The following is a 25,429-nucleotide window of genomic DNA, read 5'->3' as shown; positions in this document are numbered from 1 at the left end:
CCGAAGTAGTTGAGAGCTTCAGTGTGACCACGGGCGATTTCGCCCATGCGTGAGGTTTGTTTCCCCGCGGTTACAGCCCGGCTCCGCGTGTGAACATCGCGTTACGCCGGCCTGCGGGCTTACGCAGAATGCGTGAGTGCGTTGAGCCGGGAGATGGCGCGCAGGTACTTCTTGCGGTAGCCGCCGGCGAGCATCTCGTCGGAGAACACGGCGTCGAGCCCGAGGCCCGTCGCGAGGATCGGGATCTGGGCGTCGTAGACACGGTCGACGAAGGCGACGAACCGCAGGGCCTCGGACTGGTCGGTGAGCTGGCGTACGCCCCGCAGCCCCACCCGGTGCAGGCCGTCGATGAGCCGGATGTAGCGCGAGGGGTGCACCTGCGCCAAGTGCCGGATGAGGTCGTCGAACGTGTCGTCAGAGACGGCGCCGTCCGCCGCGGCGGCGTCTACGGCGGCGCTGTAGGCGGCATCGTCCAGCGCCACGGCGTGACCGTCGATCGCGCGCTGCCGGAAGTCGACGCCGTCGATGCGCAGGGTCTGGAAGCTGTCCGACATCGCGTGGATCTCGCGGAGGAAGTCCTGCGCGGCGAAGCGCCCCTCGCCGAGCGCGTTCGGCGGCGTGTTGGACGTGGCCGCGAGCCGGGTGCCGGTGGGCACGAGCTCCCCCAGCAGGCGCGTCATGACCATGGTGTCGCCCGGGTCGTCGAGCTCGAACTCGTCGATGCAGAGCAGATCGGCGCCCTTGAGGAGGTCGACGGTGTTCTTGTAGCCGAGGGCACCCACCAGGGCGGTGTACTCGATGAACGAGCCGAAGTACTTCCGTCGGGCCGGCATCGCGTGGTAGATCGAGGCGAGCAGATGGGTCTTGCCCACGCCGAAGCCGCCGTCGAGGTAGACGCCGGGCTTGAGCTCCGGCTCCTTCTTGGCCCGGCTGAACAGACCGCCGCGCTTGACGGGAGCGCCGCGTCCTGCGAAGCGGAGCAGCGTCTGCTTCGCCTCCTCCTGGGACGGGTAGGCGGGGTCCGCCCGATAGCTGTCGAACGTGGCGTCGTCGAACTGCGGCGGCGGCACGAGGCTCGCGAGCATCTCGGGTCCGCTGACCGTCGGCGTGCGCTCGGTGAGGTGGACGGTTCCGGTGCGGGTGGTCGGGTCGGTCATCACGGTCCTGAATCAGGCAACGGCCTGTGTCGAAGTCTTACGGATCGGGTCCCGGGGGCGCGCGGAGGATCTATCGTCGAAGGGACGGATCCACACTACGCCGTCCGCACCGCCCGCTCGCCCGCTCACCGCTACGGAGACCCCATGGCCATCGAGTTCGACTCCTCCTCCCCCAAGTTCGCCGAGTACGCCGAGCCCGGCCGCCTGGTGACGACCGAGTGGCTCGCCGCCCACCTGGGAGAGCCCGGCCTCGTGGTCGTCGAGTCGGACGAGGATGTCCTCCTCTACGAGACGGGCCACATCCTCGGAGCGGTGAAGGTGGACTGGCACACCGAGCTGAACGATCCGGTGGTGCGGGACTACGTCGACGGTGAGGGCTTCGCCGAGCTGCTCAGCCGCAAGGGCATCGCCCGCGACGACACGGTCGTGATCTACGGCGACAAGAACAACTGGTGGGCCGCCTACGCACTGTGGGTGTTCTCGCTCTTCGGCCACGAGGACGTGCGCCTCCTCGACGGCGGTCGTGACCGCTGGATCACGGAGGGCCGCGAGCTGACCCGGGAGGCGACGAACCGTCCCGCCACGGAGTACCCGGTGGTGGAGCGCGACGACTCGGTCATCCGCGCATACAAGGAGGACGTGCTCGCCCACCTCGGCAATCCGCTCATCGACGTCCGTTCGCCGGAGGAGTACAGCGGCGAGCGGACCACGGCTCCGGCCTACCCGGAGGAGGGGACGCTGCGGGCCGGCCACATCCCCACCGCGCAGAGCGTGCCGTGGGCGAAGGCCGTCGCCGAGGACGGCGGCTTCAAGAGCCGTGCCGAGCTCGACGCCATCTACCGCGATGGCGCCGGGCTGCAGGACGGCGACGACGTCGTGGCATACTGCCGCATCGGGGAGCGCTCGAGCCACACCTGGTTCGTGCTCAAGCACCTCCTCGGCTTCGAGAACGTCCGCAACTACGACGGCTCGTGGACGGAGTGGGGCAGCGCCGTGCGCGTCCCGATCGTGACGGGCACAGAGCCCGGGACCGTCTGAGGTGGGAGAATGGCGGGGATGAACGCCTCCGCCCTGCCTGACACTCTCGCCGAGATCCGCGACGGATTCCTGGAGACCCCGGAATCGGACCGCTTGCTGCTACTCCTGGAGTATGCGGACGAGCTGCCCGCCGTCTCCGACGAGGTGGCGGCGCATCCGGAGATGTGCGAGCGCGTCGCGGAGTGTCAATCGCCGGTCTACATCTACGTCGAAGTCCACGACGACGTCGTGACCATGCACGCCACGGCTCCGGAAGAGGCGCCGACGACCCGGGGGTTCGCGAGCATCCTGGTGCAGGGCCTCACCGGGCTGACGGCGGACGAGGTCCTGGCGATCCCCGAGGACTACCCGCAGTCGATCGGGCTCACGAAGGCGGTGTCACCGCTGCGGATCGGCGGCATGACCGGCATGCTGATGCGCGCCAAGAACCAGGTCAGGCAGAAGCGCTGAGCCCCTGCGCCGCAAGCCACTCCGTGATCGCGGTGGTCCAGCCCTTCTCGTCGTAGTTCCAGAGCTTGGTGTGCCTCGCGACCGTGAAGCGCGGCATGGTGACGAGTTCCGGCCGCGCCTCCTGCAGGGCGTGTGAGGCGTCCGCGGGGACGAAGCCGTCGTCGTCGCTGTGCAGGATGAGGATCGGCGCGTGCAGTTCGTCGGCACGGGCGACCATATCCAGGCGGTCGAACAGGATGGGTTCGTCCGCGCCGCTGAGTTTCGCCGTGAGCGGCAGCTGCAGCGCCCCCATCGCGAGGGCGGGAAGGGGTTCACGCACCCGGGCGACCCGAGCCTGGAAGCGCAGCACGGTGCGCCAATCCACGACCGGCGACTCCAGAATGATGCCCGCGATGCGGTCGCGATAGCCGGAGTTGACCGCGGCCTGCAACGACACGGCGCCGCCCATGGACCAGCCCATCAGCACGACCCGCTCCGCGCCGTGACGCAACGCGTAGGCGATCCCGGCGTCCACGTCCCGCCACTCCGACGCCCCGAGGGCGTAGGCGCCCGCCTTGGTCCGCGGCGCCTCGCCGTCGTTGCGGTACGACACGACGAGCGTGGGCAGCCCCGCCGCATGCAGCACCGGCACGGCACGGAGGCATTCCGCCCGCGTCGTGCCGCGACCGTGCACCTGGATGACCCAGGTCGAGGAGTTCCCGGGGAAGAACCACGCGGGGCACGGTCCGGCCGGAGAGCCGATGAGCACGTTCTCCCATCGCAGGTGCAACTCGCTCGGCGACGTGTAGTAGCTGCCGCTGAACGAGGCTCCGCGGTCCACCCGGGCTCCGGGTTCGATCTTCGTGAGGAGCTTGCGCCGCACGGTCGTGCTGTCCGCGCTGAGCACCGCGCCGAGCTTGACGTAGCCGTAGGTGCCCGTGGTGAAGAGGCCGTATCGCCCCGGCAGCTCGGTGTCGAGGGTGCGGCGGAGCTCGATCGTCTGGGCCCCGGTGTCGATCGCGAGGATCTCGGTGTCCTGGACGCGGCTTCGCAACGGGATGACGACCCGACGCGCCGCCGCGATCACGAGGACGCCGACGGTGGCGCCCAGGGCGAGGAGCGCGGGGACAACGATCGCAACGGCGTGCCTGAGACTCTTCATCGCCTTCCGACTCTAGCCTGTTGCCGTGACCGCACACCCCGAGGCCGGGACGCCCTTCGACGCCGCCGTCGCCGAACTGCGCGCGACCGCGTTCCGCGACGACATCGCGGTCCGTGAGATTCCCACCCCGCAGAATCTGGCGCCCTTCGCGATCGCCCTGTCCGCCGACGTCCGCCCGGGCGAGGACGGCGACTCCGTATACGGGACCGGACGGTTCATCCTCCTGCACGATCCCGACGAACCGGATGCCTGGGGCGGCGCCTGGCGCATCGTGATCTTCGCCCAGGCTCCGCTGGAGACCGAGATCGGCACAGACCCCCTGCTCGCCGACGTCACCTGGTCGTGGCTCGTCGACGCGCTGGATTCTCGAGACGCGATCTACCACTCCCCGTCCGGCACGTCGACGAAGACGCTGTCGAAGGGATTCGGCGGCCTCGCCGACGAGGGAGACGGTGCACAGATAGAATTGCGGGCGTCCTGGACTCCGGAGGGCCCGTTCCGACCGCACGTCGAAGCATGGGCCGAGCTGGTCGGAATGCTGGCGGGGCTTCCGCCGGGTTCCGAGGGCATCGCCGTGATCGGCGCGCGAAAGGCTGTACGTGACTGAATACTCCGTGATCTCCGAAACCGAGGAGTTCCGCGCCGCCTGTGCTGCGCTCGCCGCAGGCACCGGCCCGGTCGCCGTCGATGTCGAGCGGGCGTCCGGCTTCCGCTACTCGCAGCGGGCCTATCTGGTTCAGGTATTCCGGCGCGAGGCCGGGGTGTTCCTGTTCGACCCGCCCGCGATCGGCGACTTCGCTCCCCTGCAGGAGGCCATCGGCGACGTCGAGTGGGTGCTCCACGCGGCCAGCCAGGACCTCCCGTCGCTGCGCGAGCTGCACCTGGAGCCGAAGGAGATCTTCGACACCGAGCTCGCGTCCCGCCTGCTCGGTCACGACCGGGTGGGTCTGGCCGCCGTCGTCGAGGACACGCTCGGCATCACCCTGAAGAAGGAGCACTCAGCAGCCGACTGGTCGACCCGTCCGCTGCCCGACTCCTGGCTGGACTATGCCGCGCTGGACGTGCTGCACCTCGTCGACGTCCGTGACGCCCTCGTCGCCGAGCTCGAAGAACAGGGCAAGACCGCGTTCGCCGCGCAGGAGTTCGCCGCCACCCTGGCGCGCGCCCCGAAGGCCCCGCGCGAAGACCCCTGGCGGCGGCTGAGCGGGCTCCACCAGGTGCGCGGCGCCCGTAACCTCGCCGTCGCCCGCGCCCTGTGGGAGGCGCGCGAGATGTACGCGCAGCAGCAGGACATCTCGCCCGGGCGCCTCGTGCCCGACCGCTCCCTCGTCGCCGCCGTCCTCGCCAACCCCGCCTCCAAGCAGGCTCTCGCGGGAGTCAAGGAGTTCCAGGGTCGCGCGAGCCGCACCCAGCTCGACCGCTGGTGGCAGGCGATCGTCGACGGCCGTGCCGCCGAGACGCTGCCGCGCGAGCGTGTGCCCAGCGACGCGCTCCCGCCGCCCCGCGCCTGGGGCGACCGCAACCCGGAGGCGGACGCCCGCCTGAAGGCCGCCCGTCCCGCCGTCGAGGCCGTCGCGGAGGAGCTGGGTATGCCCACGGAGAACCTCCTCACGCCCGAGTACCTGCGCCGGGTCGCGTGGGACGGCCCGGGCACGACGGCGGAAGAGATCGGCGCCGCGCTGTCCGCGCTCGGGGCCCGCCCCTGGCAGGTTGAACAGACTGCACAGAAGATCGCCGACGCCTTTGTAGAGGCGGCGCAATCGCCGGACACCACGTCCGCGACGGCTTCGTAGGTTCGATCCAACCGATTCCTCCCGGTTTCCGGCCGTTCATAGACTGAGGCCACCGCACTAACTTGGAGGCAGAGTGGCCGAGATCTCGGACGTCTTCTTCGTCGATGGAGTGCGCACCCCCTTCGGGCGCGCCGGCGAAAAGGGCATGTACTGGAACACCCGCGCGGATGACCTCGCCGTGAAGGCGACCATCGGCCTGATGGAGCGCAACGCGGCCGTGCCGGCGGACCGCATCGACGATGTCGCCATCGCCGCGACGAGCCAGACCGGCGACCAGGGGCTCACCCTCGGGCGGTCGGTGGCGATCCTCGCCGGACTCCCCCAGACCGTCCCCGGACTCGCGGTGGAGCGCATGTGCGCCGGCGCGATGACGAGCGTGACGACCATGGGCGCCTCGATCGGCGTGGGCATGTACGACCTCGCCCTCGCAGGCGGCGTCGAGCACATGGGTCACCACCCGATCGGCGCGAACGCCGACCCCAACCCGCGTTTCGTGGCGGAGAAGATGGTCGACCCTGGCGCCCTCAACATGGGCGTCACCGCGGAGCGCATCTTCGACCGCTTCCCGCACCTCACCAAGGAGCGCTCCGACCGCTACGGCATGCGCAGCCAGCAGAAGGTGCAGGCGGCGTACGACGCCGGCAAGATCCAGCCGGACCTCGTGTCCGTCGCGATCAAGGGTGCCGACGGTGCCTGGGGCCTCGCCACCGAGGATGAGGGCCGCCGTCCGCAGACCACGATGGAGGACCTCGCCGGCCTCAAGACGCCGTTCCGCCCGCACGGTCGCGTGACCGCCGGAACCTCCTCGCCGCTCACCGACGGCGCGACGATGTCGCTGCTCGCCGGCGGCAGCGCGGTCAAGGAGCTCGGACTCGCGCCGAAGATGCGGATGGTCTCGTTCGCGTTCGCCGGTGTGCAGCCCGAGATCATGGGTATCGGCCCGATCCCGTCGACCGAGAAGGCGCTCAAGAAGGCCGGTCTGGACATCTCCGACATCGGACTCTTCGAGCTCAATGAGGCGTTCGCCATCCAGGTGATCTCCCTCCTCGACCACTTCGGCATCGACGACGACGACCCCCGGGTGAATCCGTGGGGCGGCGCGATCGCGGTCGGCCACCCGCTGGCCGCTTCCGGCGTCCGCCTCATGATCCAGCTCGCGGCGCAGTTCGCGGAGCGCCCCGACGTGCGATACGGCCTGACGGCGATGTGCGTCGGTCTCGGCCAGGGCGGCTCGGTCATCTGGGAGAACCCGCACTACGACGGAAAGAAGAAGAAGTGAGCTACGACGACGTCGACTTCTCGCCCATCCAGGCGCTCACCGAGGGAGAGGTCGTCACGCACTCCCCCGTGCGCGACATCCGCCTCGCGTCGGGCAAGGTCCTCGCCCTGATCACGCTGGACAACGGTCGTGACCACACCCGTCCGAACACCCTGGGTCCTGCCACCCTCACCGAACTCGGCGCGACGCTGGACGGCCTCAAGGCCCGCGCGGCGGCCGGCGAGATCCAGGCGGTCGGCATCACCGGCAAGCAGTACATCATGGCCGCCGGCGCCGACCTCTCGGACATCAGCAAGGTCGGCTCGCGCGACAACGCGCGTCTGATCGCCCAGCTCGGTCACAAGGTCCTCGGGAAGCTGAGCGAGCTCGGCGTGCCGTCGTTCGCGTTCGTGAACGGCCTCGCGCTCGGCGGCGGCCTGGAGATCGCCCTGAACTCCACGTACCGCACGGTCGACGCCTCGGCCGCGGCCGTGGCGCTGCCCGAGGTCTTCCTCGGCATCATCCCCGGGTGGGGCGGCGCCTACCTGCTGCCGAACCTCATCGGCATCGAGAACGCCCTCGAGGTGGTCATCTCCAACCCGCTCAAGCAGAACCGCATGCTCAAGCCGCAGCAGGCCTTCGACCTGGGCATCTTCGACGCCATCTTCCCCGCGGCGAACTACCTCGAGAACTCGCTCGCCTGGGCGGACGCGGTCCTCGGCGGCACGAAGGTCGTGCGCAAGAACGAGCCGGGCAAGATCGAGCGCCTCACCAAGTGGCCGATCGCCATCAAGATGGCGCGGGGCATGCTGGAGTCCAAGATCGGCACCGTGCCGAAGTCGCCGTACGCGGCTCTCGAGCTGCTCGACAAGGCGAAGAGCGGCACCAAGGCGGAGGGCTTCGCCCGCGAGGACGAGGCTCTGGCGGAACTGGTGACCGGCGATCAGTTCGCCGCGTCGATGTACGCCTTCGACCTCGTGCAGAAGCGCGCGAAGCGTCCGGTCGGCGCCCCCGACAAGGAGCTCGCGAAGAAGGTCACCAAGGTCGGCATCATCGGTGCGGGTCTCATGGCCAGCCAGTTCGCGCTGCTGTTCGTGCGCAAGCTCCAGGTGCCCGTGCTGATCACCGACCTCGACCAGGCGCGCGTCGACAAGGGCGTCGCCTACATCCACGAGGAGATCGGCAAGCTGGAGGCCAAGGGCCGGGTGGACGCGGACACCGCGAACAAGCTGCGCGGTCTCGTCACGGGCACCACCGACAAGAGCCTCTACGCGGACTGCGACTTCGTCATCGAGGCGGTCTTCGAAGAGGTCGGCGTCAAGCAGCAGGTCTTCGGCGAGATCGAGAAGATCATCGCGGAGGACGCGGTGCTCGCCACGAACACCTCGTCGCTCTCGGTCGAGGAGATCGGCGCGAAGCTCGCCCACCCGGAGCGGCTCGTCGGCTTCCACTTCTTCAACCCGGTCGCGGTCATGCCGCTGATCGAGATCGTGAAGACGCCGACGACCGCCGACACCGCCCTGTCGACGGCGTTCGTCGTCGCCAAGAACCTCGGCAAGAACGCGGTGCTCACCGCCGATGCCCCGGGCTTCGTGGTGAACCGTCTGCTCGCGAAGGTCATGGGCGAGGCGGCGCGCGCCGTCTACGAGGGCACCCCGATCGCCGACGTCGAGAAGGCGTTCGCGCCGCTCGGCCTGCCGATGGGCCCCTTCCAGCTCATCGACCTCGTCGGCTGGAAGGTCGCCGCGCACGTGCAGGACACCATGGTGCGCGCGTTCCCCGACCGGTTCTACGCCAACGAGAACTTCCATGCCCTGGCCGAGCTCGACCAGGTCGTCGAGAAGGACAAGGGCGGCCGGGTGGTCGGCTGGACGAAGCAGGCCGAGAAGGTCCTGGCGCCCGCCGTCGGCAAGAGCCCGGCGTCGGCGGCCACGATCCTGCAGCGCGTGCAGGACGGACTCGCGACCGAGATCAAGCTGATGCTCGACGAGGGCGTGGTGCCGGAGGTCGAGGACATCGACCTGTGCCTCATCCTCGGCGCCGGCTGGCCGTTCATCGATGGTGGGGCGTCGCCGTACCTCGACCGCGAGGGGGCCTCCGAGCGCGCGTTCGGCGGCTCGTTCCACACGCCGCAGATCCGCGGTATCGAGAACCGCTGATCAGCTCTCCGCAGGGGGTCGCGCCATGGGCGCGGCCCCCTGCGTCGTCCCCGATGCCGGCCGAGTATCCGGCTCGCCGCGTCGTGGCCAGTGCGACAGGGCGTGCTCGGCGAGGGCGGTGATGGTCAGGGACGGGTTCACCCCCGGATTCGCGGGTACGGCGGCTCCATCGACGACGTGCAGCCCCGGGTGTCCCCAGACGCGCTGATACTCGTCCACGACCCCCTCCTCCGGCGAGCCGGAGATCACCGCCCCGCCGAGGAAGTGCGCGGTGAGCGGGATCCCGAAGACCTCCGGCCAGGAGCCGCGCGGCTCGGTGGGCACTCCGCCCTCGCGCTGCAGGCGAGCAGCGATGGCACGGGCGGCACGATGCGCCTCGGGGAGGTGGCTGGGGTTCGGTGCGCCGTGCCCCTGGGCGCTCGTGAGCTGCACGCGCCCGAAGCGCCGCCGCAGCGACAGCGTGAGCGAGTTGTCGGCGGTCTGCATGACGAGCGCGATGATCCCCCGCTCGCTCCAGCGCCGGAGGGAGGCGAGGCGGAGGGCCCGCGCGGGACGGCGCAGCACCTGCCCCGCGAGCGCGACGAGGCGACCCGGCAGGGCGCGGTCACCGGGGACCAGCACGGTGGCGAGAGCGCCCATCAGGTTCGATCCCGGACCGTAGCGGACGTTCTCGACATGGGTGCGGTCGTCCACGTGGAAAGAGGTGGTGATCGCCACGCCCCGCGCCAGCTCCACCCGCTCCGGCACGCGAACCGCGACGGCGCCGTCCAACGCCTCCGAGTTCGTCCGGGTGAGCCGGCCCACGGCGTCGGAGATCCGCGGGAGCGCGCCAGACGCCTTCATCCGATGGAGGAGCTGCTGGGTGCCCCAGGTCCCCGCCGCCAGCACGACCTCTCGCGCGGTGACGGTCTGCTCACGCCGCCGGAACCAGGCACCACTCCGTCGTGTCGTGACGGAGAAGCCGCCGTCCTGCAGCTCACGCACCTCGGTGACGGTGCGCAGCGGCTCGATGACCGCCCCGCGGCGCTCGGCCAGGGCGAGGTAGTTCTTCACGAGGGTGTTCTTCGCGCCGACGCGGCAGCCGACCATGCAGTTCCCACAGAGCGTGCAGCCCGTGCGCTCCGGACCCTCGCCGCCGAAGAACGGATCGGCGACCCGCTGCCCCGGCTGCCCGAACCACACGCCGACCGGGGCTCGGCGAAAGGTCGCACCCACCCCGAGGTCCTCCGCGGCTCCCGCCATGATCCGCTCCACAGGACCCTCGTGCGGATAGCGCTCCACCACGCCGAGCATGCGCTTGGCCATGGCGTAGTGCGGGGCCAAGGCCGCCCGCCAGTCTCGGATCGACGCCCACTGGGAGTCGGCGAAGAATGCCGCGCCCGGTTCGTACAGCGTATTCGCGTAGTTGAGCGACCCACCGCCCACGCCCGCCCCCGCGAGGATCATGACGTGCGGGAGCCGGTGGATGCGCTGCACCCCGAAGCACCCGAGCGCCGGTGCCCAGAGGTAGCGACGGACGTCCCAGCTCGTCTTCGCGAAGTCCTCGTCGGCGAAGCGCCGCCCGGCCTCGAACACACGCACGCGGTAGCCCTTCTCCGTGAGCCGGAGGGCCGCGACGGAGCCGCCGAAGCCCGACCCGACGATGACGACGTCCTCATCGAACATGCGCGTCCCTCCGCTCCGCCCGGGTCATGACGGTCAGTGCCCCCGCCCGGACCGAGATCGTGCAGGAATCCTCCCCCACGCGCTCGCCGTCCGCGTAGGCCACGAGGCCCGGAGCGGAGACCGTGACGGTGCGGGCGCGGAGGTGCTGCACCTCGGGCCGCGCGAGGTGCATCCCGCGCAGGAGGAGGGGGAACAGGCGCAGCAGCCGGAGGCGGCCGAGGGGGCCCACGGCGACGACGTCGAGGGCGCCGTCGTCCGGGGCCGCGCCCACGCAGACCGGCATCCCCCCGCCGTAGCTGGCCGTGTTCCCGACCGCCACGAGGGTGCCGCGGGCCGGGGTCATCGGGCCGTCATCGGCACGGATCGTGAAATCGAGGGGACGCAGCCGGATGAGCTCGATCAGCAGCGCGAGGTAGTAGCGCAGCGCGCCGGAGGGCCAGCGGAGACGGTTGGTGCGATCGCTCACCCGGGCGTCGAAACCCAGAGCCGCCACGGTGAGGAACAGCGAGGTGCCCGTCGCAGTCCGCACCTCGCCGACGTCGAAGGCACGGGGCACGCCGGTCAGCGCGAGCTCGACCGCCTCCGCCACGTCCGCGCGCGGCAGCCCGAGAGCGCGCGCCAGATCGTTCCCCGTGCCGGCGGGGACGACCGTGACCGGGACGCCCGAGGCACACACGAGCTCGAGGATGCCGGAGAGGGTGCCGTCGCCGCCGACCACGACGAGTCCGTCGGGTGCCGCGTCCAGCGCGGCCCCGGCCAGTCGCCTCGTGTCCGCAGCCGACTCTCCGACGTAGACGCGGACGACCGCGCCCCGCTGCCGCAGATGATCGAGCGCCTCCTGCGCGACGCGCTGTCCGCGGCCCTTGCCGGACAGCGGGTTCGACAGCACCGCGATGTGACCCATGTCAGACGGTCGCCCTGTGCCCGCCGTCGACGAGGACGGCGCCCGGGTTCATGATGCCGCGAGGATCGAGTTCCCGCTTCACGGCCGTGAGGATCCGCACACCGGCGTCCCCGATCTCCTGTGCGAGCCAGGGGGCGTGATCGCGACCCACGGCGTGGTGATGACTGATCGTCCCGCCGTTCGCGAGGATCGCGTCGTTCACCCTGCCCTTCACGACGGTCCAGGCGCCGAGCGGATCCTGTCGCAGCCCGGCGAGCACCGTGAAGTAGAGGGACGCGCCGGTCGGGTACACGTGCGAGACATGACACATGACGTACGAGCGGGCGTCCGCCGCGTCGAAGCCGTCCCGCAGCGCCCCCTCGACCGCTTCCTTCAGAGTGCGCAGGTTCGACCAGGTGGTCGCGGTCTCCAGCGTCTCGCAGAACACCCCGGCATCGAGCAGTGCGTCACGCAGGTATGGACCGTCGAAGCGTCCCGCCGCCCATTCCTCCGCGTCGCCGGTGCCCGCAGACCGTCCACCCGCCGCGGCGAGGATCTCCGCGGTCCGGTCCCGGCGTGCCGCGGCGTCGTCGCCCTCGAACACCGTCACGACGCTCGCCCCCTTCGCAAGAGCCTTCCCGATCCGGCCGACCTGGGCGAGGCTCACGGCGGTCTCGGCTTCATCCGAGAGCCGGATGACCGTGGGGCCGGCCCCCTGCTGGACGACCCGGCGGAGCGCATCGGCGCCGCGGTCGAAGTCCGGAAAGGTCCACGACTCGAAGATCCGCGCCGTCGGTACCGGGTGCACGCGGACGCGGACCTCCGTGATCACGCCGAAGATCCCCTCGGAGCCCAGGAAGAGGCGGAGGAGATCGGGCCCGGCCGCCGATCCCGGCGCGCGGCCGAGGTCGAGATTCCCCGTGGGCGTCGCGACGCGGATCCCGGTCACCATCGCGTCGAAGCGCCCGTTGCCCGCCGAGTTCTGTCCGGACGACCGAGCGGCGGCGAAACCGCCGATGGTCGCATACCGGAAGCTCTGCGGGAAGTGCCCCAGCTCGAACCCGTGCGCCGACAGCAGCGCTTCGGCCTCGGGTCCGGTCGTGCCTGCTGCGAGGGTCGCCTCGCCGCTCACTTCGTCGAGCCGGAGCAGCCCGGAAAGCCGGCGCAGGTCCAGGCTGAGCACCGCACGATGTCGGCCGGTCTCCGGGTCCAGCGCCCCGACGACGCTCGTTCCCCCGCCGAAGGGGATCACGGCGATCCCGCGCTCCCCCGCCAGCGCGAGGCAGGCGCGGACGGCGTCGTGGTCCGCGGGGAACACGACGGCATCGGGAGCGTCCTGCTCGACAGCCCGCCGCCGCAGGAGATCGGGCGTGGAGCGCCCCCCGGCATGCCGAAGGCGCATCGACGTCGTGGCATCGACCGCGTCGGGACCGACCGCGGCCACCAGCGCGTCGAGATCATCGACCGTCAGCCGGGAGGGCCGTACACGCACGTCGTCCAGCGCGGGCGGACGCGGCGGGCGGGGAACACGGCCCAGCAGCAGGGGCAGCAGGCCCCGGACCGCGAGAGGGAGGTCCTTCGCCCTTTCCGGGTCCCCCCAGCCGTTCCAGCGCATCTCGGGCCTGTCGGCTCCTCTGCCGTTCCGCTGCTCCATGGGTTACAGTGTGACACATCATGGAAGAACGTCAACCTTCGGATGTTCCCTCGGAAGCCTTCACTCCCGCCTGGGATGCCACGCAACGCCGAGTCCTCGACGCTGCGGACGACCTGCTCGTCCGCAGCGGTGTCCACGGTGTGACCATCGCCGCACTCGCCCGGCGCTCCGGCCTCAGCCGTCCCACCATCTACCGGACCTGGCGCGACGCCGACGACGTCGTCCGTTCCGCGCTCCTGCGGCGGGTCGCCGACCTCCTCCAGGAGTTCCCGGCGAAGGTCGAATCCCGGGATGCGCTCGTCGCCGATGTGCTGCAGTTCACCTCCCTCTTCCGGGCTGACCCGGTGTACAGCCGTCTCCTCGAGGAGGAACCCGAGGCGTTCACGCGGTACACGCTGCACCGGGTGGGCTCCAGCCAGCGGCTCATCCTCCGGTGGCTGGCCGACGCGATCGCAGCGGCACAGGCCCAGGGCTCGGTACGTGCGGGCGAACCCGGCGAGATCGCCGTCATGCTGCTCCTGATCGCCCAGTCCGCCGTGCTGTCGCACGGCACGGTGGCCGACCTCATCGACGAGCAGGCCTGGGAACGCGAGCTCCGCGCCGCGCTGGACGGCCACCTGCGGCCATGACCTCCGCCTCGACCGCTCTCAACGCGCTGCGCCGCCGAAGCGAGCTCGTGGCCGCGGCCGACGACACGTGCGACCTCCTCGTGGTCGGTGGCGGGATCACCGGAACGGGCGTCGCCCTGGACGCCGCGTCGCGCGGTCTCCGCGTGACCCTCATCGAGGCGGAGGACCTCGCCTTCGGGACGAGCCGGTTCAGCTCGAAGCTCGTCCACGGCGGCCTGCGGTACCTCGCGACGGGCGACGTGGCGACGGCGCGCGAGAGTGCGCGGGAGCGGCATCTGCTGATGTCGGTGATCGCACCCCACCTCATCCGTCCGCTCGGACAGCTGCTCCCGTTCGCCCCCGGTGTCAGCGGCCGCCAGCGGGGGGCCGGGGCGGCGGGGATGGCCATGGGGGACCTCCTCCGCCTGCAGGCGCGCACGAGCGCGAAGACCCTCCCGGGGCCGCACCCCGTCGGGACGGCGAGGGCCCTGCGCCTGTTCCCCGCCCTGAACCCCCGCGGACTCCGCGGCGGCATGGTCACGTACGACGGCCAGCTGTCCGATGACGCCGCCCTCGTCGTGGCTGTCGCCCGCACGGCTGCCGGTCTCGGCGCGCGGATCCTCACGCGAGTCCGCGCCGAGCGGCTGCCCGCCGACGGGGCCACGGCGACGGACATGCTCACCGGGGAACGCATCGATATCCGGGCACGGGCGGTCGTCAACGCCACCGGGGTGTGGGCGGCGACCCTCGACAAGGGTCTCACAGTGCGCCCGAGCCGCGGCACCCACATCGTCCTGGACGCCGCGGATCTCGGCGATCCGGCCGCTGCGCTGACCATCCCGCTGGAAGGTTCCATCAGCCGCTATGTGTTCGCCCTGCCACAGCGCGGCGGGCGTCTCATCGTCGGTCTCACCGATGTCGACGCGCCGGGCCCCATCCCCTCCGTCGCCGAGCCCACCGAGGCCGAGATCAGCTTCCTCCTGGAGACGCTGAACCGCCTGCTCGCGGTGCCAGTGGCGCGGGACCGCGTCCGTGGGGCCTTCGCCGGCCTCCGCCCGCTCGTAGACACCGGAGCAGCCGAGACCGCGGACGTCTCCCGTCGTCACCTCGTGCGCGCCTCCGAGTCCGGCATCATCTCCGTCCTCGGCGGCAAGCTGACGACCTACCGCCGGATGGCGGAAGATGCCGTGGACCTGGCGGTGCAGCAGCGAGGCCTCCTGGCCGGTCCCAGCAACACCGCGACGCTGCGCCTGATCGACGATCCCGCACCGGGTGACGGCTCGCAGGACGGCATCGCCGAGGGCACCACTCTCTCCCGCGCCGCCGTCGAGCACGCCGTCCGATTCCAGGGCGCGCTCACGGCAGCCGATGTGCTGGACCGCCGCACGCGGATCGGACTCGTCCCCGACGAGCGCGCCCGCGCCCTTGCCGTAGTGGAACAGATCGTCGCCGAGACGGTGGCCGACCTCGGCTGACCGACGGGGAGTCCTGCTCGGGAAACGCGTCAGTGGCGCTCGTGGAGCGGGAGCTCGATCGCGCCGGTCTCGCCGGCGTGGCGGGCCTTCGGGATGCGGGTGCCCAGCACCTGTGCCACGACGTCCTGGGCGATCTTCGATGCCGTGAGCCCGGCGTCGGCGAGGATCTGATCACGCGACGCGTGGTCGATGAACTCGTCGGGAAGACCCAGCTCGTCCACCGCCGTGTCGATGCCCGCCTCGCGGAGCACCTGCCGCACGCGCGTGCCGATGCCGCCCACGCGGATGCCGTCCTCCAGCGTGATCACCAGGCGGTGCCGCGCCGCGAGCTCGACGACCGAGGGCTGCACCGGGATCGCCCACCGCGGGTCGATCACGGTGGCGCCGATGCCCTGGGCGCGCAGCCGCTCCGCCACGTCGACGGCCAGGGAGGCGAAGGGGCCGATGGCGACGATGAGGACGTCTTCGCCCTCGCCGCGCGCCAGCACGTCCACGCCGTCCGAGAGGCGCTCGAGCGCCGGCAGATCGGCGGAGACGTCGCCCTTCGGGAAGCGGATGACGGTCGGAGCGTCCTCGACGGCGACCGCTTCGTCCAGCGCCTCGGTCAGTCGTGCACCGTCACGGGGTGCGGCGATGCGGATATGCGGGACGATCTGCAGCATGGCCAGATCCCACATGCCGTGGTGGCTGGGACCGTCGGGACCCGTGACGCCGGCCCGATCGAGCACGAAGGTGACGCCCGCGCGGTGCAGCGCGACGTCCATGAGCACCTGGTCGAACGCCCGTCCCATGAACGTGGCGTACACGGCGACGACCGGGTGCAGGCCGCCGTAGGCGAGTCCGGCGGCCGAGGCCACCGCGTGCTGCTCGGCGATGCCGACGTCGTAGACACGGTCGGGGAAGCGCTCCGCGAAGGGGGCGAGACCGGTGGGCCGGAGCATCGCCGCAGTGATGGCGATCACGTCCGAGCGGCGTTCCCCGACCTTCACGAGAGCGTCGGAGAAGACGTCGGTCCACCCGCGGCCGCCCGAGGACAGCGTCTCCCCCGTCGTCGGGTCGATCTTTCCGACCGCGTGGAACTGGTCGGCCTCATCGTCACGGGCCGGCTGGTAGCCGCGGCCCTTCTCGGTGATCGCGTGCACGATGACCGGAGCGCCGTACGACTTCGCCAGTTCCAGGGTCTCCAGCAGGGCCGGAAGGTCGTGACCGTCGACCGGACCGAGGTACTTGATGTCGAGGTTGGAGTACAGGGCCTCGTTGTTCGTGAACCGGGAGAGGAAGCCGTGAGTGCCGCCCCGCACGCCGCGGAACACCGCGCGGCCCACCGGCCCGAACGCGCGGAACAGGCGATCGGACTTGTGATGGAGGTCCTTGTAGGCCGCCGCGGTGCGGACCCGGTTGAGGAAGCGGGACATGCCGCCGATGGTCGGCGCGTAGGAGCGGCCGTTGTCGTTGACGACGATCACGAGGTTGCGGTCGTTGTCGTCGGAGATGTTGTTCAGCGCCTCCCACGTCATGCCGCCGGTCAGCGCACCGTCGCCGACGACCGCGACGACGTGTCGGTCCGCGCGACCCGTCGCGGTGAGCGCCCGGGACACACCATCGGCCCAGCTCAGCGAGCTGGAGGCGTGGGACGACTCGACGACGTCGTGGGGGCTCTCCGCACGCTGCGGGTAACCGGCGAGACCCTCCCGGACGCGGAGCTTCGAGAAGTCCTGACGGCCGGTGAGGATCTTGTGGACGTAGGACTGGTGGCCGGTGTCGAAGATGAAAGGATCGTCCGGAGACGAGAACACGCGGTGCAGGGCGATCGTCAGCTCGACGACGCCGAGGTTCGGACCGAGGTGACCGCCCGTCTGCGAGACGTTCTCGACGAGGAAAGCCCGGATCTCCGCAGCGAGTTCTTCCAGTTGCTCCGGCGAGAGTCGATCAAGATCACGCGGTCCAGAGATGCTCGGAAGAATGGGCATCTGCGCCTCCTCACAGGCCTCGGCAGAGCGTCCGAACGGGTGCGGACGTCTTCCCGATCCTACCGCTCGGAGCCGGGAATCCCCCGAGGGCGGGAGACCCTTGACACGCCGAAGGGGCCCGTGTCCGTGGACACGGGCCCCTTCGTCGTCGCGGCTCAGACGAGCGAGCGCAGCACGTACTGCAGGATGCCGCCGTTGCGGTAGTAGTCCGCCTCACCGGGGGTGTCGATGCGGACGACCGCGTCGAACTCCACCGGCTGCTTGCCCTCGGGCGAGTGCTCGCTCGGGGTGGCGGTGACCTTGACCGTCTTCGGGGTGACGCCGTTGTTGAGCTCCTCGAGTCCCGTGATCGAGACGATCTCGGTGCCGTCGAGACCCAGCGACTCCCAGCTCTCGCCGGCGGGGAACTGCAGCGGGACGACGCCCATGCCGATGAGGTTGGAGCGGTGGATACGCTCGAAGCTCTCCGTGATCACGGCCTTCACGCCCAGGAGGCTCGTGCCCTTGGCCGCCCAGTCACGGGACGAGCCGGAGCCGTACTCCTTGCCGCCGAAGACGACGAGCGGGGTGCCCTGCTCGGCGTAGTTCATGCACGCGTCGTAGATGTACGACTGCGGGCCGCCCGGCTGCGTGAAGTCGCGGGTGTAGCCACCCTCGACGACCTGTCCGTCGTTCACGGCCGAGACCATGAGGTTCTTCAGGCGGATGTTCGCGAAGGTGCCGCGGATCATGACCTCGTGGTTGCCGCGCCGCGAGCCGAAGGAGTTGAAGTCCTTGCGGTCGACGCCGTGCTCCGTGAGGTACTGGGCCGCGGGGGTGCCCGGCTTGATGTTTCCGGCGGGCGAGATGTGGTCGGTGGTGACCGAGTCGCCGAGCGTCGCCATGACGCGCGCACCCTCGATGTCCTTCACCGGGGTGAGCTCCATCGTCATGCCGTCGAAGTACGGGGCCTTGCGCACGTAGGTCGAGTTCTCGTCCCACTGGAACGTGTCGTCGTCCGGCGTGGGCAGGTTGCGCCAGCGCTCGTCACCGTCGAACACGGTGGCGTACTGCTTGATGAACTGGTCGCGCGAGATCGACGAGTCGACGATCTCCTGCACCTCGTCCGGCGAAGGCCAGATGTCCTTGAGGAACACGTCGTTGCCGTCCGCGTCCTTGCCGAGCGCGTCGGTCTCGAAGTCGAAGTGCATCGAGCCGGCGAGGGCGTACGCGATGACCAGCGGCGGGCTGGCCAGGTAGTTCATCTTCACGTCCGGGCTGATGCGACCCTCGAAGTTGCGGTTGCCCGAGAGGACGGCCGTGACCGCGAGGTCGTGCGAGTTGATCGCCTCGGAGACCTCTTCGATCAGCGGACCGGAGTTTCCGATGCAGATGGTGCAGCCGTAGCCGACGGTGTAGAAGCCGAGACCCTCGAGGTCCTTGTCCAGACCCGACTTCTCGTAGTAGTCCGTGACGACCTTCGAGCCGGGGCCGAGCGTGGTCTTGACCCACGGCTTCTGCTTGAGGCCCTTCTCCCGCGCCTTGCGGGCGAGGAGACCGGCGGCGATCATGACCGACGGGTTGGACGTGTTGGTGCACGACGTGATGGCGGCCAGCGTGACGGCGCCGTTGTCGAGGGTGTACTTCTCGCCCTCGGGAGTCGTGACCGGCACGGGGTTCGACACGTTGGCCGGCGCACCGCTGCTGATGTGCACGGGACGCGTGGTCGGCTCCTCCTCGCCGGGGACCTGACCGGGGTCGGACGCCGGGAAGGAGTGCTTGGACTCGAGGTCGACGATGTCGTCGCTGGTCGAGGCCGTGGCGTAGTTCAGGATGTCCTGCTCGAACTGCGTCTTCGCCTCCGAGAGGAGGATGCGGTCCTGCGGGCGCTTCGGTCCGGCGATCGACGGGACGACCGTGCTCAGGTCGAGCTCCATGTACTCGCTGAAGACCGGCTCGTGGGAGGCGTCGTGCCAGAGCTTCTGCTCCTTGGCGTAGGCCTCCACGAGCGCGACGGCCTCGTCGCTGCGGCCGGTGAGGCGCAGGTAGTCGAGGGTGACGTCGTCGATCGGGAAGATCGCGGCGGTCGAGCCGAACTCGGGCGACATGTTGCCGATCGTCGCACGGTTCGCGAGCGGCACCGAGGCGACGCCCTCGCCGTAGAACTCGACGAACTTGCCGACGACGCCGTGCTTGCGCAGCATGTCGGTGATGGTCAGCACCACGTCGGTCGCGGTCACGCCGGCGGGGATCTCACCCGAGAGCTTGAAGCCGACGACGCGCGGGATGAGCATCGACACGGGCTGGCCGAGCATCGCGGCCTCGGCCTCGATGCCGCCGACGCCCCAGCCGAGCACGCCCAGTCCGTTGACCATCGTGGTGTGCGAGTCGGTGCCGACACAGGTGTCGGGGTAGGCCTGGAGGACGCCGCCGTTGGTGCGGTCGTAGATGACCTTCGCCAGGTGCTCGATGTTGACCTGGTGGACGATGCCGGTGCCGGGGGGCACGACCTTGAAGTCCTGGAACGCGGTCTGGCCCCAGCGCAGGAACTGGTACCGCTCGCCGTTCCGCTCGTACTCGATCTCGACGTTGCGCTCGAGGGCGTTCTCGGTGCCGAACAGGTCGGCGATGACGGAGTGGTCGATGACCATCTCGGCCGGCGAGAGCGGGTTGATCTTGTTCGGGTCGCCGCCGAGCGCCGTCACAGCCTCGCGCATGGTGGCGAGGTCGACGATGCAGGGCACACCGGTGAAGTCCTGCATGACCACACGCGCCGGCGTGAACTGGATCTCGGTGTTGGGCTCCGCGTTGGCGTCCCAGGACCCGAGCGCCTCGATCTGCGCCTTCGTGACGTTCGCGCCGTCCTCGGTGCGGAGCAGGTTCTCCAGGAGGACCTTGAGGCTGAAGGGGAGCTTGTCGAAACCGGGCACCGTGTCGATGCGGAAGATCTCGTAGTCGGTGCTGCCGACCGTCAGGGTGCTCTTGGCACCGAAGCTGTTCACCGTGGACACGAATCCGTCTCCTTCTATTCGGATGGGAGCGACAGGCGCCTCCATCTTGCTCGCCGGTGCGGCCGCGCGGCTAGCAAGGGGGACCTAACCAGTCTGCTCCGCGCAGGTCACCGGCGAAAGCCCGTGATTTATCTTGATGTCGAGATAAATCTATCACGCCGCCGCGGGGTCGTCGTGCGACGACGCGCGGGGATAGAGCGCGCGGACGACCAGCCAGGTCACGGCGATCAGGGGCGCGAACAACGGCAGTCCCATCACGAGCTTGAGGGTCCCGAGGGCGGTGACGTCACCGGCCAGGTACAGCGGGAACTGCACGATCAGCCGCGCGAAGAACAGCGTGGCCCAGGCGATGCCGAGCCAGAAGAAGGCCCGCCGCTTGCGACGATCCGCACGCCAGGCGGTGCCCTCCCCCATGAGGAAGCCGACCGCGAGACCGATGACCGACCAGCCGACGAGAGCCGAGACGAGGATCGCCGAGCCGTAGACCGCGTTGGTGATGAGGCCGGGAACGAAGTTGTCCTCGCCGCGGCCGGTCCACAGCGCCAGACCGGCGGCGGCCACGGCCGCAATCAGCCCGCCGAGGGCGGCCGACGGCGGCGACTTCTGCACCAGCCGGACGACGGTGAACACGGCCGCCAGACCGACGGACACTCCGAGGGGCAGCAGCAGGGGCTCAGGCCGAAGGGTGAACAGGATCACGAACGCGAGGCTCGGCAGCACCGACTCCAGGATCCCGCGCCAGCCGCCCATGGCCGACCAGACCACCTTGTGCGTGCTCGCGCTTTCGGACGGGTCGAGCCCGGCCTTGCGCGCGGCGCCGCCGAGTGCTGCTCCGAGGATCTCCGACGCGCTCTGCGTGCGTGGCTCCTCGGCGTCCGGCGTGGTCACGCGGAGCCCGGCGTCGCCGGCATCTTCAGGGGAATGAGGTCGCGCGGCGGCATGGGCGCTCCCCCGCGGACGACGACGATCGAGCGGAAGAGGTCCTCGACCTTCGCCGCGGCCTCGGGGTCGGACGCCGCCGCTCCGCCGATCACGCCGCGGAGGAACCAGCGCGGGCCGTCGATGCCGATGAAGCGCGCCAGACGCAGGCCGGAGCCCTCGCTGGCCGTCGCGGGGACCTCGGCGAGGAGCTCCTTGCCGAGCGGACCCTCCCGCTCCTCGACGCGACCGCCCTGCGCCTTCACCTGGTCGCGGAGCTGGACCCGCGTCTCATCCCACAGACCGCCGCTCCGCGGAGCCGCGAACGGCTGCACCTGGAGCGACGACTCGGCGTAGTCGAGCCCGACCGCCACGATGCGCTTGCTCTGCTCCTCGACCTCGAGCCGCAGGTTCAGTCCCTCGCGCGGCAGGATCTTGATCCCGCCGAGGTCGATGTACGGGCGGACGGGGTTCGCCTCGGAGTCGTCGAACGGGCCCTCGGTGGCGCGGTTCTCGGGCGCCGACTTGGAAGGAGTGTCGTTGCTGTCGGTCATTTCGCCTGTCCTGCTTCGTTCTCGGGAGTCTGTGCCTGGTAGCCGGTCGAGCCGAATCCGCCGGCGCCGCGGACGCTGTCCGGAAGCTCGTCGACCGGGAGGAACCGGGCGCGGGTGACGGGCATCACGATGAGCTGTGCGATGCGATCGCCGACGGCGACATCGTACGCGCTGTGGATGTCCGTGTTGATCAGACTGACCTTGATCTCGCCCCGGTAGCCGGCGTCGACGGTGCCGGGCGAGTTCACGATCGAGATGCCGTGCTTCGCCGCGAGACCGCTCCGGGGCACCACGAAGGCCGCATAGCCGTCCGGCAGCGCGATACGCACGCCCGTGGGCACGAGAGCCCGCTCCCCCGGCTCGAGCCGTACGGCCTCGGCGGCCACGAGATCGGCTCCGGCGTCGCCCGGATGCGCATAGCCGGGGACCACTGCGGCGATAATGGGGACATCAACGGAATCGGTCACCCCATGAGGCTAATGCAGAACCCCGCAACGGACGCACGTCCCCGCTACCACGAACGCCTGGCCCCCAGCCTGTGGCTGCTGGTCACGATCGCCCTGGCGGGACCGATGGTGTCCCTCATCTTCGTGCCGGTCGGCTCGACCTTCGCGCTGCTGCTCGGCGGAGCGGTGTCCGCGCTGCTCGTGGTGGCGGCCATCGCCTTGGCTCCGGTCGTCTCGGTGCAGGACGACGTACTCCGCGCCGGGCCTGCTCACATCGACGTGCGCTATCTCGGCGAGCCGATGGCTTTGACCGGCGAGGACGCGCGCAGCGCCAGAGGACCCGAGCTCCCCGCACGCGGCTGGCACCTCATCCGCGGTGGCATCGATGGAGTCGTCGTGGTGCCGAACGCCGACGAGGCGGACCCCGTCGTCGCCTGGACGATCTCGACCCGCACCCCGGACCGCCTCGCCGCGGCCATCCGCGCCGCACGGGACTGACCGCACCCGCAGACGACAGCGCGCCCCTGACCGGGATGGTCGGGGGCGCGTGGGGCGTCGCTCAGAGGGCTGCTCAGGCAGCGCACTCCTTGCAGATGGGGCCATCGGGTCCCTCGTGGTCGAGCTGCGAGCGGTGCTTCACGAGGAAGCAGCTCATGCAGGTGAACTCGTCCTGCTGCGCGGGCAGCACGACGACATCCAGCTCGAGATCGGAGAGGTCCGCGCCAGGGAGGTCGAAGCTCGACGGGTTGTCGGAGTCCTCGTCTCCGGTCGTGCCGGACAGCTTGTCCGGCACACGCTCCTTGAGGGCTTCGATCGACTCGGAGTCGTCTTCACTCTTTCGGGGAGCGTCGTAATCGGTTGCCATGCGGTGAATCTCCACTTTCATGGTGCGAGTGGGCGGGTGCGCCGTCGGGTAATCGGCGGCCATAGTTTGCATGACCGGCGGGCGTTTCGCAAATGCCCTCCCATGCGACAGGGCAAACTCACGGCACGCCCGCCGTATTCCCCGTTCCGGCCAGCCCGGCGTGACACCATGAACGCACACCCATCAGAGGGGCATTCGCATGGAAAACGTCACCATCGTCGGCACAGAGGCAGGAGTGCTCGTCCTCGCTACCGAGGCGGGCGAGCGGTTCGCGCTGCCCATCGACGCCGTGCTGCAGCGGGAGATCCGCCGCGCGACGCGCCAGGCCGAGCCGGCCGCCCAGCAGCTCGCTGCGAGTCCACGCGACATCCAGGCACAGATCCGCGCCGGTCTCACCGCCGCGGAGGTCGCGGAGCTCCTCGGGATCAGCGTCGACGACGTCGCCCGGTTCGAGGGCCCCGTCCTCGCCGAGCGCGAGCACATCATCGGCCAGGCGCTCGCCGTGCCCGTCCTCATCGGCAGCGAGGTCGAGCCGGATGCGCAGCCCACCTTCGGAGCCGCGATCCGCGCCAAGCTCGCCGAGGTGGCCGCGTCGTCCGAACGCTGGGCCAGCTGGAAGGAGGAATCCGGTTGGATCATCAAGCTGGAGTTCTCCGCCAACGACGTCGAGCATGACGCCCGCTGGAGCTTCGATCCGCGGCGCAGCGCCCTCTCCCCCCTGAACGCCGACGCCACGCAGCTCTCCCGCCAGGGTTCGCTCCCGGAGGGCCTCATCCCGCGCCTGCGGGCGGTGGAGGCGGACCGTGCCGCTTCCCCCTACAAGGACGACAGCCGCTTTGACTCCGGTGCCTTCGGTCCTCGTCTGGTCCCGGCTCCGGTTGCAGAGGCCGACGAGCCGGCGCAGCCCGAGCGGTCGGCGCCGGCGGTCCAGGACGCCGCGATCAACCGCGCACCCGACTCCGCCTCGACGAGTCCGGAGACCGCCGACCTCCTCGAAGCCCTGCGCCGCCGTCGCGGTCAGCGGGAACCGTCGCCGATCGAGCACGAGATCGAGGAGACTCCGGAAGAGTCCGACCCCATCGCTCTGTTCGCCGCCCTGGAGGAGCCGGACGACGAGCCCGAGGCCCCCGAGCCCGCGCCGCGTCAGCCTGCTTCCGGGGACAGCGACGGCAGCGGGCGTCGGCGCCGCCGGAACGCGATGCCGTCGTGGGACGAGATCGTCTTCGGAGCGCGCACCGACGAGTGATCGGTTCCCGGTCGAGCCTCAGGAGGCGAACGATCCGAACCGCAGGAAGGGAACCCGCGTCTCATCCGGCGTGAGCGCCCCGTGCTGCCCCACCATGCCGCGATTGCGCTGGTCGTCGGCAGTGCCGTCGTAGAGTGCCCGGACTCCCGTGGCGATGACCAGGACGTCGCCGATGCGATCCAGGACCTCGTCTCGCACGACCGGACCGAAGAGCCCGGCCTCCACTGCCTCCGCGCGGGTGACGACATCGGCCGCGCCCTCGAGGTCGCGGCGAAGCCGCGTCGCAACCAGAGCGGCATCGGCGTCCGGCTCAGGGTAGAGGTGCAGCATGCGGGGTTCCCCGCCCACGTGACGGATTCCCGCGAGATGCGACTCCTCGAGCACTACCTGACGGTGGAACGGCACATCGACCATCCCGTGATCCGAGGTCACGACCACGCCGACCCGCGGGGGGACGCGGAGCGACAGCGCCCCGTCGATCCGCTCCAACGCGGCCACCCACTCGGCGGACGCGACACCGTGCTTGTGCCCCGCCTTGTCGACCTCGGGGAGGTAGCAGTACACCAGCGAGCCCGGATGCTCCGCGGCCAGCGTGTAGGCGACCTCGACCCGCTCCTCCGGCGTCGCGGCAGACACGAAGGTCGCTCCCCGCAACGTCGCCCGCGTGAAGCCGCTGTGCGCGTAGGTCGCGAGTCCGACGGCGAACGTCTCCTGTCCGACCGACGCCGCGCGCTCGAACACGGTGGACGTCCCCTGCCAGGTGAGGGGATCCAGGCCGTCCGTCTCCCACCCGCTGAGCTGGTTCACGAGCACGTCCCGTTCCGGATCCCTGACCCGGTACCCGACGAGGCCGTGCTCCCCCGGCCAGGCACCCGTGGTGAGACTGGTCAGCGCCGCCGCCGTCGTCGTCGGGAACACCGTCTGGGCGACGTCCTTCTTGGTCATGGATGCGGTGAGCGACCGGGCATGACCGGCGTGGCCCCTGAGGCTGATCGCCCCGAGGCCGTCGATCACCACGAGCACGGCCGAATCGGCGCTCGGCAGCGTGGCGGATTCGCCTCGGAGAGCGGCGCACAGGTCGTCCGCCACCCCGACGACGCTCCGGGCGCCGGGCGGCACGGACGGTAGCATGAAGGACATCCGAGCCAGTCTGACACAG

22 protein-coding genes are annotated in these 25,429 nt (G+C 70.3%); 10 read left to right on the top strand and 12 right to left on the bottom strand.

What is annotated here, in order from left to right; translation table 11 throughout:
* Positions 1-119 precede the first annotated feature (119 nt).
* Entirely contained in the window at positions 120-1,157 is a 1,038-nt protein-coding gene (gene zapE / locus KVS71_RS14600; RefSeq protein ID WP_060922079.1) for a cell division protein ZapE, read from the bottom strand.
* A 144-nt stretch (positions 1,158-1,301) separates the two neighbouring features.
* Here zapE and KVS71_RS14595 point away from each other — a divergent pair, with 144 nt between their 5' ends.
* Both KVS71_RS14595 and KVS71_RS14590 read left to right on the top strand, forming a co-directional pair.
* Positions 1,302-2,195, top strand: coding sequence for a sulfurtransferase (locus KVS71_RS14595; protein ID WP_217584893.1), 894 nt, complete (start codon positions 1,302-1,304; stop codon positions 2,193-2,195).
* Between the two features lie 18 nt (positions 2,196-2,213).
* Positions 2,214-2,645 carry a SufE family protein gene (locus KVS71_RS14590; RefSeq protein WP_060922077.1) on the top strand — a complete coding sequence of 144 codons (432 nt, stop codon included), beginning with the start codon at positions 2,214-2,216 and terminating at the stop codon, positions 2,643-2,645.
* Here KVS71_RS14590 and KVS71_RS14585 read toward each other — a convergent pair.
* A complete protein-coding gene (locus tag KVS71_RS14585; RefSeq protein ID WP_217584892.1) occupies positions 2,629-3,786 on the bottom strand; it encodes an alpha/beta fold hydrolase in 1,158 nt (385 codons plus the stop codon). The genes KVS71_RS14590 and KVS71_RS14585 overlap by 17 nt on opposite strands.
* Before the next feature lie 25 nt (positions 3,787-3,811).
* Here KVS71_RS14585 and KVS71_RS14580 point away from each other — a divergent pair, with 25 nt between their 5' ends.
* The 4 genes from KVS71_RS14580 to KVS71_RS14565 all read left to right on the top strand — a co-directional run bounded on the left by KVS71_RS14580 (position 3,812) and on the right by KVS71_RS14565 (position 8,996).
* On the top strand, positions 3,812-4,393 hold the full coding sequence (locus KVS71_RS14580; RefSeq protein ID WP_025103557.1) for a DUF3000 domain-containing protein: 582 nt from the start codon (positions 3,812-3,814) through the stop codon (positions 4,391-4,393).
* On the top strand, positions 4,386-5,579 hold the full coding sequence (locus KVS71_RS14575) for an HRDC domain-containing protein (protein ID WP_126893129.1): 1,194 nt from the start codon (positions 4,386-4,388) through the stop codon (positions 5,577-5,579). The genes KVS71_RS14580 and KVS71_RS14575 overlap by 8 nt, the downstream gene beginning before the upstream one ends.
* Before the next feature lie 73 nt (positions 5,580-5,652).
* Positions 5,653-6,858: a thiolase family protein gene (locus KVS71_RS14570; RefSeq protein WP_060921823.1), complete on the top strand. Its 1,206-nt coding sequence runs from the start codon at positions 5,653-5,655 to the stop codon at positions 6,856-6,858.
* On the top strand, positions 6,855-8,996 hold the full coding sequence (locus tag KVS71_RS14565) for a 3-hydroxyacyl-CoA dehydrogenase NAD-binding domain-containing protein (RefSeq protein WP_217584891.1): 2,142 nt from the start codon (positions 6,855-6,857) through the stop codon (positions 8,994-8,996). The genes KVS71_RS14570 and KVS71_RS14565 overlap by 4 nt, the downstream gene beginning before the upstream one ends.
* On the opposite strand, the gene KVS71_RS14560 is transcribed toward KVS71_RS14565, so the two are convergent.
* From KVS71_RS14560 to KVS71_RS14550, 3 genes are read right to left on the bottom strand one after another with little or no spacing between them, the layout of a single operon-like run.
* A complete protein-coding gene (locus tag KVS71_RS14560; RefSeq protein ID WP_217584890.1) occupies positions 8,997-10,661 on the bottom strand; it encodes a GMC family oxidoreductase in 1,665 nt (554 codons plus the stop codon).
* Complete coding sequence (locus tag KVS71_RS14555; protein ID WP_217584889.1) at positions 10,651-11,565, bottom strand: YegS/Rv2252/BmrU family lipid kinase; 915 nt, start codon at positions 11,563-11,565, stop codon at positions 10,651-10,653. The genes KVS71_RS14560 and KVS71_RS14555 overlap by 11 nt, the downstream gene beginning before the upstream one ends.
* Position 11,566: 1 nt before the next feature.
* Positions 11,567-13,198 carry an FAD-binding oxidoreductase gene (locus KVS71_RS14550; protein WP_254635798.1) on the bottom strand — a complete coding sequence of 544 codons (1,632 nt, stop codon included), beginning with the start codon at positions 13,196-13,198 and terminating at the stop codon, positions 11,567-11,569.
* 20 nt (positions 13,199-13,218) lie between these two features.
* On the opposite strand from KVS71_RS14550, the gene KVS71_RS14545 reads away from it, so the two are divergent.
* Positions 13,219-13,827 (top strand): TetR/AcrR family transcriptional regulator, encoded by a 609-nt coding sequence (locus tag KVS71_RS14545; protein WP_217584888.1) that lies wholly within the window; start codon positions 13,219-13,221, stop codon positions 13,825-13,827.
* Complete coding sequence (locus tag KVS71_RS14540) at positions 13,824-15,281, top strand: glycerol-3-phosphate dehydrogenase/oxidase (protein ID WP_217584887.1); 1,458 nt, start codon at positions 13,824-13,826, stop codon at positions 15,279-15,281. The genes KVS71_RS14545 and KVS71_RS14540 overlap by 4 nt, the downstream gene beginning before the upstream one ends.
* A gap of 29 nt (positions 15,282-15,310) precedes the next feature.
* On the opposite strand, the gene dxs is transcribed toward KVS71_RS14540, so the two are convergent.
* The 5 genes from dxs to dut form a co-directional block, all read right to left on the bottom strand.
* A complete protein-coding gene (gene dxs / locus KVS71_RS14535; protein WP_060921816.1) occupies positions 15,311-17,251 on the bottom strand; it encodes a 1-deoxy-D-xylulose-5-phosphate synthase in 1,941 nt (646 codons plus the stop codon).
* Positions 17,252-17,406: 155 nt separating this feature from the next.
* A complete protein-coding gene (locus KVS71_RS14530) occupies positions 17,407-20,286 on the bottom strand; it encodes an aconitate hydratase (RefSeq protein WP_199787641.1) in 2,880 nt (959 codons plus the stop codon).
* A 108-nt stretch (positions 20,287-20,394) separates the two neighbouring features.
* Positions 20,395-21,129 (bottom strand): DUF3159 domain-containing protein, encoded by a 735-nt coding sequence (locus KVS71_RS14525; protein ID WP_105949896.1) that lies wholly within the window; start codon positions 21,127-21,129, stop codon positions 20,395-20,397.
* Complete coding sequence (locus KVS71_RS14520) at positions 21,126-21,713, bottom strand: DUF3710 domain-containing protein (protein ID WP_060921813.1); 588 nt, start codon at positions 21,711-21,713, stop codon at positions 21,126-21,128. The genes KVS71_RS14525 and KVS71_RS14520 overlap by 4 nt, the downstream gene beginning before the upstream one ends.
* Complete coding sequence (dut, locus tag KVS71_RS14515) at positions 21,710-22,180, bottom strand: dUTP diphosphatase (RefSeq protein ID WP_060921812.1); 471 nt, start codon at positions 22,178-22,180, stop codon at positions 21,710-21,712. The genes KVS71_RS14520 and dut overlap by 4 nt, the downstream gene beginning before the upstream one ends.
* 12 nt (positions 22,181-22,192) lie before the next feature.
* Between dut and KVS71_RS14510 the strand changes: the two genes are divergently transcribed.
* Complete coding sequence (locus KVS71_RS14510; protein WP_217584886.1) at positions 22,193-22,657, top strand: DUF3093 domain-containing protein; 465 nt, start codon at positions 22,193-22,195, stop codon at positions 22,655-22,657.
* A gap of 73 nt (positions 22,658-22,730) precedes the next feature.
* Here KVS71_RS14510 and KVS71_RS14505 read toward each other — a convergent pair whose 3' ends face one another.
* Entirely contained in the window at positions 22,731-23,024 is a 294-nt protein-coding gene (locus KVS71_RS14505; RefSeq protein ID WP_060921810.1) for a DUF4193 domain-containing protein, read from the bottom strand.
* Positions 23,025-23,223: 199 nt separating this feature from the next.
* On the opposite strand from KVS71_RS14505, the gene sepH reads away from it, so the two are divergent.
* Positions 23,224-24,270 (top strand): septation protein SepH, encoded by a 1,047-nt coding sequence (gene sepH, locus KVS71_RS14500; RefSeq protein ID WP_217584885.1) that lies wholly within the window; start codon positions 23,224-23,226, stop codon positions 24,268-24,270.
* 18 nt (positions 24,271-24,288) lie between these two features.
* Here sepH and KVS71_RS14495 read toward each other — a convergent pair whose 3' ends face one another.
* Positions 24,289-25,410, bottom strand: coding sequence for a nucleotide pyrophosphatase/phosphodiesterase family protein (locus tag KVS71_RS14495; protein ID WP_217584884.1), 1,122 nt, complete (start codon positions 25,408-25,410; stop codon positions 24,289-24,291).
* Positions 25,411-25,429: the final 19 nt, after the last annotated feature.

The organism is Microbacterium sp. GbtcB4, assembly GCF_019091465.1.
Taxonomy (GTDB): domain Bacteria; phylum Actinomycetota; class Actinomycetes; order Actinomycetales; family Microbacteriaceae; genus Microbacterium; species Microbacterium paraoxydans.
This window is presented reverse-complemented; position numbering and strand designations above follow the sequence as displayed.

Bases quoted from the DNA above. Each gene is read 5' to 3' on its own strand.
- KVS71_RS14555 (WP_217584889.1), bottom strand. From the start codon at position 11,565: ATGGGTCACATCGCGGTGCTGTCGAACCCGCTGTCCGGCAAGGGCCGC.
- KVS71_RS14540 (WP_217584887.1), top strand. From the start codon at position 13,824: ATGACCTCCGCCTCGACCGCTCTCAACGCGCTGCGCCGCCGAAGCGAG.
- KVS71_RS14590 (WP_060922077.1), top strand. From the start codon at position 2,214: ATGAACGCCTCCGCCCTGCCTGACACTCTCGCCGAGATCCGCGACGGA.
- KVS71_RS14595 (WP_217584893.1), top strand. From the start codon at position 1,302: ATGGCCATCGAGTTCGACTCCTCCTCCCCCAAGTTCGCCGAGTACGCC.
- KVS71_RS14495 (WP_217584884.1), bottom strand. From the start codon at position 25,410: ATGTCCTTCATGCTACCGTCCGTGCCGCCCGGCGCCCGGAGCGTCGTC.
- KVS71_RS14530 (WP_199787641.1), bottom strand. From the start codon at position 20,286: ATGGAGGCGCCTGTCGCTCCCATCCGAATAGAAGGAGACGGATTCGTG.
- KVS71_RS14510 (WP_217584886.1), top strand. From the start codon at position 22,193: ATGCAGAACCCCGCAACGGACGCACGTCCCCGCTACCACGAACGCCTG.
- KVS71_RS14585 (WP_217584892.1), bottom strand. From the start codon at position 3,786: ATGAAGAGTCTCAGGCACGCCGTTGCGATCGTTGTCCCCGCGCTCCTC.
- KVS71_RS14505 (WP_060921810.1), bottom strand. From the start codon at position 23,024: ATGGCAACCGATTACGACGCTCCCCGAAAGAGTGAAGACGACTCCGAG.
- dxs (WP_060921816.1), bottom strand. From the start codon at position 17,251: ATGCCCATTCTTCCGAGCATCTCTGGACCGCGTGATCTTGATCGACTC.
- sepH (WP_217584885.1), top strand. From the start codon at position 23,224: ATGGAAAACGTCACCATCGTCGGCACAGAGGCAGGAGTGCTCGTCCTC.
- KVS71_RS14545 (WP_217584888.1), top strand. From the start codon at position 13,219: ATGGAAGAACGTCAACCTTCGGATGTTCCCTCGGAAGCCTTCACTCCC.
- KVS71_RS14560 (WP_217584890.1), bottom strand. From the start codon at position 10,661: ATGTTCGATGAGGACGTCGTCATCGTCGGGTCGGGCTTCGGCGGCTCC.
- KVS71_RS14520 (WP_060921813.1), bottom strand. From the start codon at position 21,713: ATGACCGACAGCAACGACACTCCTTCCAAGTCGGCGCCCGAGAACCGC.
- zapE (WP_060922079.1), bottom strand. From the start codon at position 1,157: ATGACCGACCCGACCACCCGCACCGGAACCGTCCACCTCACCGAGCGC.
- KVS71_RS14550 (WP_254635798.1), bottom strand. From the start codon at position 13,198: ATGGAGCAGCGGAACGGCAGAGGAGCCGACAGGCCCGAGATGCGCTGG.